General features: G+C 72.3%; 5 protein-coding genes. 3 read left to right on the top strand and 2 right to left on the bottom strand.

Annotated elements, in window-relative coordinates; genetic code table 11:
- Positions 1-133: 133 nt before the first annotated feature.
- Positions 134-8602: a toxin glutamine deamidase domain-containing protein gene (locus tag ASC99_RS15830; protein WP_057232516.1), complete on the bottom strand. Its 8469-nt coding sequence runs from the start codon at positions 8600-8602 to the stop codon at positions 134-136.
- Positions 8603-9288: 686 nt separating this feature from the next.
- Entirely contained in the window at positions 9289-9879 is a 591-nt protein-coding gene (locus ASC99_RS15820; protein ID WP_057232514.1) for a hypothetical protein, read from the bottom strand.
- A gap of 574 nt (positions 9880-10453) precedes the next feature.
- Between ASC99_RS15820 and ASC99_RS15815 the strand changes: the two genes are divergently transcribed.
- The 3 genes from ASC99_RS15815 (at position 10454) to ASC99_RS15805 (ending at position 13848) form a co-directional block, all read left to right on the top strand.
- Positions 10454-11053 (top strand): GNAT family N-acetyltransferase, encoded by a 600-nt coding sequence (locus ASC99_RS15815; RefSeq protein ID WP_162257882.1) that lies wholly within the window; start codon positions 10454-10456, stop codon positions 11051-11053.
- Between the two features lie 59 nt (positions 11054-11112).
- Entirely contained in the window at positions 11113-13251 is a 2139-nt protein-coding gene (locus ASC99_RS15810) for a WD40 repeat domain-containing protein (RefSeq protein ID WP_304440497.1), read from the top strand.
- A 72-nt stretch (positions 13252-13323) separates the two neighbouring features.
- On the top strand, positions 13324-13848 hold the full coding sequence (locus tag ASC99_RS15805; protein ID WP_157531562.1) for a hypothetical protein: 525 nt from the start codon (positions 13324-13326) through the stop codon (positions 13846-13848).
- Positions 13849-13878 lie beyond the last annotated feature (30 nt).

Genomic DNA, 13878 nt, shown 5'->3' with positions numbered 1-13878 from the left:
CCATGACCCCGGAAGGGAGCACCCATGTCGATACTGCGTTCACGGGTACCACCTCCTCGTTCTCTCGCACGGCCTCCGGCAACGTAGCAACAGTCGCCGTGGCCCGCCAAGCGAATTCCGGGGCGTCCGGCTGCTACTCCTCCGAGGGCCGACGGACACGGAGCATCAGTTCGCGGCTGCCCTCGGCGCGGGCGGTGATCCGGAAGTCCCAGTCGCGGCCCGCCTCGGACGCACCGCCCAGCCGGACGCCGACCTCACTCGGCCGTGTCCCCGGCTTCAGGTAGGTGGCCTCCTCGATCGTCCGGATCTGCTGCTCCGGGTCGTCGCTCAGCTCGAACTCCCGGCGCAGCGGCAGTTCCGCGCCCTCGCCGGAGACGGTGAGGTAGAGCCGCCCGAACGTCGGCTGACCGTCCTGGAGCAGCAGGCGAGTCGTGGCCGCGGCCTCCGCCATCGCGGCCGTGACCAGCTCGTTGGCCGGGCCGTCGTCCGTCCACGCCTGGCGGTCGATCTCGTACGGCTCGTGCGCGGGCCAGCCGTCCTGCGCCCCGGCGACGAGGTCGTCGAGGGTGACGGGCCCCTGGGTCGCTTTCCGTTCCACGTAGTCGATCACCTGGCGGACCTCCTCGGCCTTCAGCGGGGCGCCGTCCGGTGTGCCGAGCAGGTCCCCGAGCAGGGCGGAGGTGGCGGCCGAGGAGCCGCCGGACAGTTCGACCAGCCGGTGGGTCGCCCGGATGTGGGCGTCTCCGGCCTCGGTTCCGGCGGTGAACTCCCCGCCGAAGGCCGTCCGTCCGACCCGGACGGTGCCCGTCAGCTGCTCGAGCTCGGCGGGGGTGGCGGTGGTGTGGTCGAACGGCTGGTCGCCCTGCGACAGCGTCCGGTGGACGTCGTCGAGGAGCCTGGCTCCTTCTTCGGAGCGCAGCTCGCCGCCCTTGCTGTCCTCGGTGAAGGCGAGGTAGTGGTCGCCCGGCAGGTCCACTCCGGTGGTCTCCGACAGCGGGATGTCGACGGTGAAGGGCACGATCCCCTTCTCCTTGACCGGGTTGCGCTTCCCGTCGAAGAGGGTCACCTCCACCTCGGCGGCACCGGAGTAACGGGCCATCGGGGTGGGGTACTTGCCGTTGGAGATGATCTGGCCCGCATCGCTCTGGGTGCCCCCCTCGCGCCAGAACCGCTGGGCCCCGCCGGTGATCGCCGGGTTGTTGGTGACGTCCCCGGTGATCCTGGCGCCGACCTGGCCCTGCACACCCGCGTTCTTCGCCGCCAGGTCCGAGCGGACGGTGCCGGAGGAGGTGGAGTTGGACGGGCTCGACTCGACTGCGGTGTCGGTGTCGCGGTGCTCGAGGGAGACGATCTTCACGCCGACCTCGACTCCCTTGCCGCCGCCGAGCGTCACCCGATTGGTCGGGACGGTCGCCGACACCTCGGTGCCCTGGCTCGCGGTGCCGAACAGCGCCGAGAGGTGGCTGTGCGAGGTGACCGTCCCGACCACCGGCTCCATGTCCTGCCAGGTCGACTTGCCGAAGAACTCCGGACCGCGCAGCCGCACCAGGTCCTGGACGCCGCCGACGTCGCCGAGGAAGCGCAGCACGTCGGTGTCGCGCAGCCCGTCCTCCCAGACCCGCTCCGGCGGGATCCGGACGTCGGCCTTCGCGGGTGCCTCGGCCGGGAGCGTCCGAGGCGGCTGCACCGGGGCCGCCGCGTCGTCGGAGCGCTTCGGGACGACCGGTACGGTCTCACCCGACTCCACGATGGTCTCGAAGCCGATCGCCGCCGTGCGCCGCTGGTGGACCGAGGCGCCGACCAACGGCCGCCTGGTGATGGTGAATTGGAGCTCGGCCTCGCCACGGTAGGCACTGCCGGGCAGCTTGGCCTTGGTGGCGGAGCCGGCCGAGGTGCTGGTGTTCCGGACGTCCGCGTGGTCCTGGCCCCGGCCGCCGGTGCCCGTCACACCGGCCGTCACCGAGACCGGCGTTCCCGCCACCGGGACCGCGGTCGTCACACCGAGCAGACCCTGGTGGCCGTGGCCGGTGGCGTCGGTGTCCGCGAAGGACCGCTGGACGTCCGTGCCGGTGTTGAACTCGGTGGTGCCGGAGTCGCCCAGGTGCTCCATCCGGTCACGGAGCACCGCGCCGACCCGGACGGTGGTGCGCCCGTGCCGCACGACGATCTCGTCCCCGGCTGTCATGCCCTTCAGCCTGGACTGGAGCCGGTCGGGGGTGAGCTCCGCGTCCAGCTTGCGGTGGATGCCGTCCCAGTCGCTGCCGAACGGGTTGCTCTCCAACTTCGGCTTCCCGTCGGACTTTCCGACTGACGGGAGCAGGGAGCTGGGCTTCCAGCCCGACTCCACCTGGGACAGCACCGACTCGCCCAGCGTCTTCCGGGGGCCCGCCGTCGGCGTCGACCTGGCCGGGCCGGGCAGCGCGTGGACGTCGGTGACGATCGCCGAGGAGTCCAGCCGCCGGCCCTCCACGAAGCCCTTCGGCTGCTTCGTCGTGGTCCGCTCGACCGGAGCCGACCCCGGCGTCGGCACCGGGTCGGCGTCGCGCATCGGGACGGCCACCCGGGCCACGGTGTCGACCTGTTGGGAGTGCGAACCGTCGTCCACGCCGAGCCGCTCGAAGGAGACCTGGACGTCGTACGCCGTGTCGACGTCGAAGAACACGGCCGGCTCGACGTGCTTGCCCCGGTTCGAGGCCGAGCCGACGGTCTCCGAGCCGTGACCGTAGGTGCGGTCCATCCGGTAGGTGTAGCCGCCCGCGACGTCCACGAACGGGGCCTTCATCCTGAGCAGGCCGCCGCCGTCCAGGCGCTCGCGGCTGTCCCGCAGGTTGCCCTGGCCGCGGGAGGTACGGGTGCCGGACTCGAACTCGTACTTGCCCGCCGTGGAGTGGTAGGTGGCGTCCGCCAGCCTGGCCGTGACGGTGACCTCGGCCTTCCAGGTGGTGCCGGAGACGGTCTCGGTGATCTTCCCGCCCCGGGTGAGCTGGGAGAGCTGGGTCTTGAGCGCGACCCGGTCGAAGGTGGCGTCGAGCTTCTGCTTGACCTCCTCCGACGGCTCGCCGTACTTGGCCCGGACCGCGTCCTCCACCGTGCTGCGCACCTTGTCGGCACCGCTCAGGCTGTGCACCACGTAGGAGGCGTTCAGCTCGTGCTGCTCGCGCATCCGGCTCGGCGCGGTGTGGGTCGCCTCGGGCCGGTCGACCTCGACGGCCTTGCGGCCGGCCGGATCCGACTGGTCGTCAGGGGACGTCCCTACGGCGGGTTCGGCCGACTGCTTGAAGGTGATCGCGGCGTCCTTGCCGCCGGGCGCCGGGACCTTGACGGTGTCCCGGGCGTCCATGCCGACCTCGACCCGGAGCTGTGCCGTGGTGCCGGACTGGCCGTCGGTCGTCCTGCCGGGCGGGCCGAAGTGCACGTCCACCGCCAGCTCGGCACCGAAGATCACCTGCGGCGCACTGTACTTGCCGTTGGCGTACACCCGGTCGGCCTGGCGGCCCTGCCCGCCGGCGCGCTCGCGCTGCTGTCCGTTGACGTTGGCGAACAGGTCGGCACCAGGGGCGCCGGGCGTGGCCTTGGCGACGGTGCCGCCGAACTGGCCGTTGGCGGCGACGGTACGCGCCAGCAGCTGACGGTTCACGCTGAACGCGCCCGTCTCGTTCACCGTGTTGAGTTCGGCCTTGCCGTCCTCGCGGCGGTAGGTCATCGACTCGACCCTGGCGACCGCCGTGACGACCAGGTTCTCCTTGCCGGGGATCTTCACCTCCAGGGGCTCGCCCCGGGTCATGCCGGTCAGCTTGGCGGCCAGGTTCGGCTGGCTGAACCCGCGCAGGACCTGCTCCCTGACGGTGTCCCAGTCCTTGCCGAACTGCTCGCGCCCCTTGGCGTCCACGGCCGCCCGCAGCGCGGCGGTGCTCTCCAGATCCCGGACCACGACGGTCTCGCCGAGGCCGCCCCGGTCGTCGCCGCCCTGCCAGACCGAGTCCGGCGGGCCGGTGACCTCGGGCACCGGGAGCGCGGCGGTCTCGTCCGCGTTGGGCGCGGGCTCCGGCTTGACCGTCTCGGGGGCCGTGTCCGCGCGGTCCACCAGCAGCTGGACGTCCGCCGTGCCCGCCTCGTGCGTGGCGGCCTTGCCGTTGAACTTCATGTCGAAGTGGACGGCGCCCTCGTAACGGACGCCCGGCACCTTGGACTTGCTGGTCAGTTGGGAGGTCCGGCTGTCGCCCGTGATCTCGATCCGGTCCCGGCCGAGCCGCCCGGCGCCGCCGGCGCCGAACAGGGCGGCCCCCGGCCTCAGGACGCCCGCCAGCCCGAACTGCCCGGCGTTGCCACGGTTCGTCGCGCTGCTGCGCACCTGCTGGACGGTGGTGCCGATGTTGAACTCGGTCTCCTTGGTGGTGCCCGTCTGGCGCAGGTCGCCGACCCGCGCGCTGATCTCGACGGTGCCGAGCGTCTTGCCGCGCCGGTCGGTGAGGGTGACCGTGGCCGGTTCACCGGCCGTCATGCTCTTCAAGTCCCGCTGGAGCCGGGCGAAGTCGACCTCCGCGAGGACCTTCTCGCGCATCGCGGGCCAGTCCTTGCCGAACTCCTGCTCGGCCGCCTGCTTCACCTGGTCGAGCAGCGCCTCCACCGGCGGCTGGTCCTTTGACCCACCGCGCGGCGACAGGTCCAGCACGATCTCCTGGCCGCCGACGCGGCCCTCCTGCAGGCGCCGCGGGGGTGTCCGCGGCTCGCCGACCGAGTCACCGTCAGGACGCACCGGCACGGCGACGTTCAGACTGAGGTCCACCGTCTCGGTGCGCTTGCCGGAGTCGGTGGTCACCGGTTGGTGGTCGTGGCGCAGATCGCCGAAGTCGAGCTCCAGCCGCATCGTCGTCCCGAAGATGTCGGCGGGCTCGGAGGTCTTGGACCGCGCCACCATCCCGCCGAGGTCCAGGTTGACCTCGCCCTGGCCACGGTCGTGGAAGTAGCCGGCCAGCTCCGCCGCCTCCGCTCCTGCGCCCGACTGCCGGGCCTGGACCCCGATGTTGTACTGCCACTGCGCGTCGCGGCCGGTCCCGAGGGCCACCGTCCGGTCGGCGCCGTTCTCGAACTCGATCTTCTCGGTCCGCAGGTGCGTCGACTCGGTGACCTGACCGCGCAGCTTGACGCTGCCGCTCCAGCCGTTGCCGTCGAGCGGGGCCGTCCACACCTCGCCCCGGGAGAGCGCACTGAGCATCGGGCGCAGGGTCGCCGGGCCGAAGTGAGCGTCGGCGAAGGCCCGGGCCGCCGCCCGGTCTCCCGGCACGGCCCGTTCGAGGACGTCGATCACCTTCTCTCGGACGGCCGCCTCGTTCCCGGTCAGGCCGACCACCAAGTCGGTCCCCGCGATCGGCCGGGAGCCGGGGGTGTCCTTCGGCTTCGGCTCGGCCTCCGGTTCCGTCTCTAGCTTCGGTTCGGATTCTGGCTTCGGTTCGGCCTCCGGCTCTAGCTTCGGTTCCGGGACGGGCTCCTTGAGTGTCGCCGGCTTCTCAGCGGCCTTTTCCGGGACGGGATTCTTCGGCGCCGCCGGAGTGGCGGCAGGCGCTTGGGCGGTGGGCGGCGCGGTGGTCACCGGTTCGCTGCCGTCGTAGTGGTTGCCCTGGTGATACACCGTCACCGGCTGCCCGTCCGGGGGGCCGAAGAGCGCCCGGGGGACGCCGTCGTGGCCGAGCACCCGCAGTCGGAGGCCCAGTGCGTGGGCCGCCGCCGCCGGCAGCATCTCCCCTTCGCTGGTCAACCAGCGGTTGTTCCAGTCCCGGACGGTCCGGAGCAGGGCCTCCCGCTCGCGCGCCGACGGCGGCGGTGCGTTCTGGGAGAGGTGGTCGCCGACGATCTGCCTCAGGTCCGCGAGTGGCAGCCCCGCGTACCCCTCTCGGACGTCGACCGGGAGGTGGTTGAGCAGTTGGCCCGCGGTCAGGTTCGTCGGGAGGAGCAGGTGATTGCGGTAGTTGGCCACGACCTCGGTCGGCCACTGCTCCGGGGGCAGCTGGCTGAAGTGGTTCTCGACCGCGGACTGCAGCCGCCGGGCGGCGTCCCCGGGGTTCGTCGTCTGCGGTCCCACCAGGCCGGGTGCGCTCACGGCGAGCGAGTTGAGCAGGCAGAGGCCGTCGCCTGCCACCGCCACCCGGGGCCCGGGTGGCGGGAAGTCAACTTCCGTACCGTCCTGGTGGGGAGGTGACGGGACGTCGCCGCCTTCGGCTTTGCCGTCGTCCGGAGTCTTCGGCGGCGGTGGGGGCGTTTCCGCGCTGGGGCGTTCGGGGGCGCGGCGGTCGTTGGCTGGGTTGTGGTCGGGGTCGGCGTGGGGGACGGGAGTTGCCGGGTTGCGGTCGGGGGTGAGGGGGATGGCGAAGACGCCGGTGTCGCCGTTGTGGAGCGGCTGGTTGCTGCGTTTGCCGGTCTGGCCGTCGACGTAGGTGATGGTGCCGTTGTGGTTGACGGCGGTCCAGCTGTGGGAGCGGCCGTCGGCGTCGGTGGTGATGATGGCGGCGGCGGAACCGTGGCCGGTCCGGTGGAGGGTTTCCTCCAGGCGCTGAAAGGCGGCGGGGCCGTCACCGAGGTCGGAGAACTGGGCGCCGAGGTTCCTCTCGATGCGGTCGCGGCCGTCGCGTTCGCCGAGGTCGGAGGGGTTGCCGTTGGCGTCCAGGTCGGGGGTGCGGGCGGCGGCCGGGGTGGGGTTGCCGTGGAAGGTGTCGAGGAGGGCCAGGGTCGTGTCGACGCAGTTGTTGTTGCGGCCGGGCGTGCCGGGGCCGTCCCCGTTGATGGCGGCGTGCCAGTCTCCCTCGTTGGGATCGGGGTGGCGCTGGGGTGTGCCGTCCTCGTTGCGCGGGACCGCGTGTTCGATGCGTTCGTGGTCGCGGGAGGTGGGCTCTGCCAGGCCGCCGTCACCACCCAGCGGGCGTCCGTCGGTGGCCGGCCGGTGCGGCTCCGGCCGGGGGGCGGGGACGGTGTCTTCAGCGTGACGGGGGGTGTCGGGTGTGAGGGCAGCTTGGTCGGGGGTGCGCTTGCCGCCGGTACCGGCGGCTGTCTCCGTGCGAGTGCCGTTGCGCTCGGCACTCGGGCGGGCCGGGCCCAGCCGCAGGCTGCCGGCGCCCGGGTCGGATGTGGGCGAGGAGCTGCGTGCGGGCTTTCCTGCGGCCGAGCCAGGGGAAGCAGGCCGTGCCTGGCGGGATTCGCCGGAGTGGACCGGGCCGGAACTGAAGGGGCCGGCGGACGTCATTGGCGGGACGGTCCCGCCGCCGGGGTTGCTCGCTGCGGGAGGCGGGCTGTCGGCTCCCCGGACGGGCGCGGCCGACAGCACGTCGGGGGCACCGGCGGTGCCCTCGGGGGATGGCCCACGTGTGACGGCGGGGCCACTCGCCAGCCGGATGCCGTCCAGCTGCGGCGCACCGGACGTGCCTGGGGCACCGCCCACCGTGGGCGGCCCGGACGAAACCGGCGTACCGGAACCCTCGTGCAGGACCGACCGGGTGTCCGGGGTCGAGGCGGACTGATGCGGCGTGGGGGCGGTGGCCTCGGGGCGCGGTGCGGGGGGCTCGGCACGTGGTGCGGACGTCTCACTGTGTGACGTGGTGTCACGGCCGTGCTCCGGAGTCGGAGTCGAGGTCGGCTCCGAGGAGCGGGAGTTGGTGTTGTCGCCCCAGATCGGGGAGGGGGCGGCATCCGGCGTTCGGGAGGTCGGGGCCTCGAACGGGGCGATGGTGCCGCGGGGGGTGGAGGTGTCGGAGTGGCCGGCGGTCGGACCTTGGTACGGGCTGGAGTCGATGGTCGGCGTGACGTCGTGCCCGGCGCTGCGGCTGGTGGCGAAGGTGGGTGGGGAGTCGCTCCGATCCGGGGCACTGCGCGGGACGGAGCGGTCGGACGAGTCCCCGGCGGGTGTGCGGACGCGGGTCTCGGGATCGGCGTCGCCGCCCGAGAACCGGGGCGGGGTGTCCGCCCCGTTCGAGGCCGGGTCAGGTCGACGGACGCGAGTCTCCGGATCCGCGTCACCACCGTGGCTCGACTGATCAGCCCCGTTCGAGGCCGGGTCGGGACGGCGGATACGGGTTTCCGGGTCGGCGTCACCGCCGGAGCCGGGACCGGGGTTGGCTGAGCCGTTGGAGCTCGACGAGCTCGATCCGGTGGAACTACCGGAACTATCCGATGAGTTGGAGCTGCCCGAGCCCGGAGTGTCGGTGCCGCCCGCGAAGTCGGAGGCGTCGGGGATGTCGGAGGAGTTGAACTTGCCCTTGAGAGCGGAGGCGCCGCGCATGATGGCCGGGCTGCCCGCGCCGCTGAGGGCGGAGCCGCCCAGGCCGGAGCCGTCCACCTCGCCGGTGAGGGCAAGTTGGGTCACTACGTCCGCCCCGACATCGGTCAGGGCGCCCTCGACCATCTGGGCCGGGAGGGTGTCCATCTTCTTGCCGATCAGCTTGCCGCCGGCCGCGCCGAGGCCCTTGCCGATCACGCCGCCCGCCGCGCCGCCGATCGCGCCGCCGGCGGCGCTCATGCCGAGCTCCTTGCCGTCCAGCTCCTTGCGGTTGCCCGCCGCGAGCTGGATGCTCTGGGCCAGCAGGTTGATGGCGACCTCCTGGAAGGCCTCCTTCAACGCGTACTCGATGATCTCCTTCGCCAGCTTCTTCGATGATCTCCTTCGCCAGCTTCTTCAGGATCNGCCCGCCGCGACGGCGGCCAGGTGCCTTGCGGTTGCCCGCCGCGAGCTGGATGCTCTGGGCCAGCAGGTTGATGGCGACCTCCTGGAAGGCCTCCTTCAACGCGTACTCGATGATCTCCTTCGCCAGCTTCTTCAGGATCGTCGTGACAACGGTCCTGCTGACCGTGATGGCGGCCGGGATGGTGGCCAGCGAAGCACCCGCCGTGACCGGAGCAGCAGCCTCCGCAGTGGCGATCTCGAAGGCCAGGATGCCCAGTTGGGCCACGATCGAGATCTTGGCGGTCTCGGTGGAGTTGGCCATCGCCTCCAGGCTGTCGGCCATCGCGTTGCAGGACTTCACCATCCCGGGAAAGAAGCCCGGCTTGTCACCGTCGACCGGCAGGACAAGCTTTCCCCACTCCTTCTCCAACCCCTCGGCAGCGGCGCCCTGCTGACCGTCCAGCGCCCGCCGCACCGCCGAGTCGGCAGCTCTGCCCGCCTCGTCCAGAGTCTCGGCAGTGGCCCGCCAACGACGGCCCATGTCCCGCATCAGGTCTTCCTGGCCCTCGGGCCAACGGGAACCGGCGAGCAGGAGCAGGACCCACTGGAGGGGCTCGGGGAGTTCGACAGCCATGGTGGGTTCAGTGCCTTCCGTCGAGCTTGCCGTTGGCGATGTCCCGCAGCACCAGGTCCGGCTGACCTGTTCCGGGAAGTGGGAGTTCGGGCTTCCCCATCGTGTCGAGGCCGAACTGCTCGGAGCTCTCGTAGCTGTCGGCCATGCCCTTGAGCCGTTTGCCGATGACCTCGACGATCTCGGGGAGCAGCTTCAGGCCCTCGAGAATGTCCTTCGAGTTGCCGAGGTAGCCCGGCTCGCCGTCCTCGCCGTCGGCGTACTTCTTGCCGTCGTCGTCGTTTCCCCAGGGCGAGTTGCCGTGCATGCCGCTGGTGTACAGCTCCTTGAGATCGTCGGCCACGCCCAACACCGGCCCGGCAGCCGCCCGGTACTGCTCGGGGATCGCGACGAACCCCGCCCCCGCACCGCCACTCGACGAACTGACCGACTGAGCCTGCCTGGAGACGACCTGTCGGGGCATCAGCCGCTCCGACGACCGCTCCGCCGGGATCACCTCGTCCCCGTCGTCCCGGAGCGGCGCAGCCTGCGGCTCCATGACGGCTCGTCGCAGGGGTGCCCCCACCTGTTCGGCCGGTCGGACCTGCGACTGTTCGTCCATGACGATCCCTCATCAAGTGTGCGGGGTGCGGAGGCTGGGGCCAGTGGTGCTCGGAGAAGGATCAGAGGCGGAGGGCCGGAGGTCCGTCGCCGCCCGGTCTCAGGGGAGCCGGAGAACCCTGCCGCAGCCGGCGGACCGAGACGGCGCGGTTGCGGCGCGGCAGCACGAGTGCGGACTGCGCCGATTCTCCGGTCCGAGCCGCAGTTCCCGGTCCGCACCGTCCGCCGAACTCGCGCCGAGCAGTTGGAAGTTCACCACTCTCCCACCGTCTCCTTCGTACGCATCCAGCGAGGGAGATTACCCCGGCAATATGGCCACCACGTGGCCAACTGGAGGCCACTGGTTGATGAAGAACCCCAGCGGCCGGTTTTGAGTCCCGGTCGGGATGAGTTGCGGCGGTGGACAGGGATTCGGGGATTCGGTGTTGTCGGCGGCCGAAGTCCGGGCGTTCAATCGCCCGTCGGATATCCGTAACCTTCCGGGGTGGTGCCCGCCGTGCGCGGAGTGCTGTAGTCATTGCCGGATCACACCCATCTGTCCGCGCGCAGGATGCACCACCGGCCCAGGTGATGGCATGACGACTCAAGGGGAGGAGCTCGCCGTGGGCGTTCCCTGGAGCTCGTTGGAAGCGCTCTCCGAACTGCGGGACGGCGAACTGCTGCTCCGCCGGCCGGAGGAGCGGGACGCGGACACGTTGCTGGCGGGGTCGAGGGATCCGCTGGTACGAGAGTTCATGCAAGGCGTGCTGCCGCACCCGGACCGTGACTCCGCCACGCGCTGGATAACCGAGGTGGCCCCGAGACTCTGGCAGGCGGACCGGGCCGCGTACTTCGCGGTGGCCCCACCGGACGGGCCCGCGATCGGGTGGGCCGAGTTGGTGGACCAGCGGCCGGAGGAGGGCGCCGCCGAGGTCGCGGTCTGGCTGCTGCCGGAGTTCCGGAAGATGCGGACGGCCGCCTCCGCACTGCGGCTGGTCTGCCGGTTCGGCTTCGAGGAGCTGGGCCTGCGCCGGATCGACGCGTACGCCGCCGCCGAGAACATGCCGGTGCAGGTGGTCGGTGCGTCGATCGGATTCCGCCGGGCGGGGTTTCGGCCCGCGCTGTTCCGTAGTTCGCGCACCCAGGAGCTGCACGACGCCGTGTACGCGACCTTGGTGCCCGAGGATCTCTGCTGATTTTTTTCACGTGTGCGACGTGTGTTTCCAGGCTGGGGGTTGGGATGTCAGGGTTGTTGGTGTTCTCCGTGGGCGGGGAGCAACTACCGAGCGGCAGGCTTGAGCTGGCGCTCGATCAGGCCGGAGCGGTGCGGGTCGAGCACCGGACGGCGGGTGGCGTCCTGGTGCGGACCGCGACGGTCGATCCGGCGGTGCCCGCCCGGGTGCTGAACGGGCTGCGGGCCGCCGCGCCGGGCGCGGGCGGTGGCGCCGCCGAGGCGCGCCGGCTGGTGGCGGGGGACGCCGAGTGGGTGGACGGGACCGAGACCCCGGTGCCCGGGGTGGCCCGGCTGTTGGAGGCACTGGCCGGCCAGCTGCTCCAGCCGCAGTTGCCCGCGCAACTGCCGACCGTTCTGGTGCAGTTGGCGGCGGTGGATCCGGCCGAGGCGGGCCCGGCGGCGGCGATCGGCACGGTCGGCGGCCGGCCGGCGTACGCGCTGGCCGAGGTCGGCCACGGCTTCGGCCTGGCCGAGCTGGCGGCGGACGGCGCCTCGCTCGGCGGCTCCGACGAGGACTCCGGTCTGCTGCCCACCGCCGTGGCGCTGGGCACGGTGGACGGCCGGGACCTGTTCGCGGTCGGGGCGGAGGACGGTGCGGTCCAGATCTGGGACGCCGTCACCGGTGCGCTGCTGCACGGGACTTCCGGCGGCGAAGGCGCCCAGGTGGTGGCCGCCGGAGTGGTCAAGGGTGTCCCGCTGGCGTTCTCCGGCGGTCGCGAGGGCGAGGTGCGGGCCTGGCGGGCCGAGGACGGCAAGGGCCTCGGGCTGCTGGCGGTGAACGGCCGGGGCGCGGCCGCGCTGGCGTACGCGCACTGCGCCGGTCTCGACCTGGTGGCCGCCGCCGGCGGCGACGGTGTGATCCGGGTCTGGGACGCGGCGGCCGGTACCCAACTGCACCTGCTGGTGGGCCACTCGGACCGGGTCACCACCTTGGCGGTGCTCTCGCTGGGCGACCAGGCGGTGCTGGCCTCGGCCGGAGTGGACCGGGAGATCCGGCTCTGGGATCTGGCGACCGGTCAGTTGCTGGCCGTGCTGCTCGGCCACTCGGCCACTGTCACCGGTCTGGCCTTCGCCGAGTTGGCGGGCGAGCCGGTGCTGGCCTCCTGTGCGCTGGACGGCACCGTCCGCACCTGGGATGTCTACCGGGGCACCGGCATCAACGGCTGGGCCACCGGCGGGGCCTGGCTGACCGCGCTGGCCGTCGTCCCGCAGACAGGCGGCCCGGCCCTGGCGGTCGGGGACGAACGGGGAAGGATCCGGCTGTGGGAGCCGGAATCCGGTACCCAGCTGGCCAGTTGGGAGCCGACCGAGGCGGCCACCGGGCCGCGTCCGGTGAACACGCTGGCCACCGGCGTGCTGGACGGGGCGCCGGTCCTGGCCGCCGGGTACGGCGACGGTACGGTCCGGCTCTGGGCGGACGGGGCCGAGCGGTACCGGCTGGCCGCCGACGGCGGGGCGGCCACCTCGGTGGCGCTGGCGGGGGAGTTGCTGGTCTGCGGGACCGTCACCGGCGCGGTGCGCTGCCACCGGGCGGCGGACGGTACGCCGCTCTCGGTGCCGACCCCGCACACCGGCCCCGTGACCTGCCTGGCTTTGGGGGACACCACCCTGGTCTCCGGTGGCGCGGATGGTGCGGTCCGGGTACGGGGCGCGCTGGACGGCGCCGTACAGCTGCGGCTGGCCGCTCATCAGCAGGGTGTCACGGCGCTGGCGTTGGGGTCGGTGGAGTTGCGGCGTCTGATTGCCACGGCGGGTGGGGATCGGACGGTGCGGATCTGGGATGCCGTCAGCGGCGCGCCCGGCCCGGTGGTGTCGGGGCTGGCGGCTCCGGCGGCGGCGCTGGCCTTCGGGATCTTCGGTGGCCGGCCGGTGGTGCTGGCCGGCGCGGCCGATGGCACGGTCCGGGCCTGGGATGTGTCGGACGGGCGGTCGGTTACCGAACTCGCCGGTGGCGCGGCCGGGGTGCGCACCCTGGTCTGCCAGGAGATGGACGGCGAGGCGCTGGTCGCGGCCGGGGACGAGACGGACACCGTCCGGCTCTGGCACCTGGGCAGCGGCACGCTGCTGAACGAGGCGCCGTTGGACCGGACGCCGCTGGCCATCGCGTTCACCGCGACCGGTCTGCACGTGGTGGGACCCGGCGGTGCGGTGACGCTCTGACGTCTGGTCAGGGTGTGGTAGGTGCCGGGGGTCAGGGCGGCTCGCGGTGACGGATGTGCACAAGGGGTGGAAGTGGCCGGAGGGAAGTCGTTCCGGGTCGATCTCGACCAGGTCGAGGCGGCGGCGAAGATGATCGAGAACATGCTCGACGACCTTGAGCGGCCCACCGCCGACCTGGTGTCGGTGGTCGAGGGGATCCAGCCGACGGTCTACGGGACCGACACGCTGGGCAAGTCGATGACCGGCGCCACCGCCTCGGTCGGCGGGCTCGGGGAGCACCAGAAGCAAGTACTGGACGGCATCAAGCAGTTCATCGCCAACAGCACCCAGGTGGCCGCCAACCTGCGGCAGATGGTCCAGAGCTACCGGGCCGTCGACGAGGAGAACATGACCGCGCTCCAGACCATCGAGGGCGTCGACGCGCCGTTGCCGACCGCGCAGAACCGGTCCGAGGGGCCGGTGGTGGTGATCGCCCCGGCCCTCCCGGACGCGGCCACACCGCCCCCGCCGGCCGCGGACTCCTTCGAGGGCACGACGACCGCGCCGACCCTTGACTACAACTTCTGGCAGGACCCGGAGGCGCCGCCGAGCGCCTAGGCAAGACCAACAGGTGCACACCTGACCCTG

This window comes from Kitasatospora sp. Root107 (assembly GCF_001424875.1).
Taxonomy (GTDB): Bacteria; Actinomycetota; Actinomycetes; order Streptomycetales; family Streptomycetaceae; genus Kitasatospora.
Note: the sequence above shows the minus strand (reverse complement) of the source record. Positions and strands in the feature narration are given on the sequence as shown.

Coding starts and splice junctions, on each gene's coding strand:
- ASC99_RS15820 (WP_057232514.1), bottom strand. CDS start 9,879: ATGGACGAACAGTCGCAGGTCCGACCGGCCGAACAGGTGGGGGCACCC.
- ASC99_RS15815 (WP_162257882.1), top strand. CDS start 10,454: ATGACGACTCAAGGGGAGGAGCTCGCCGTGGGCGTTCCCTGGAGCTCG.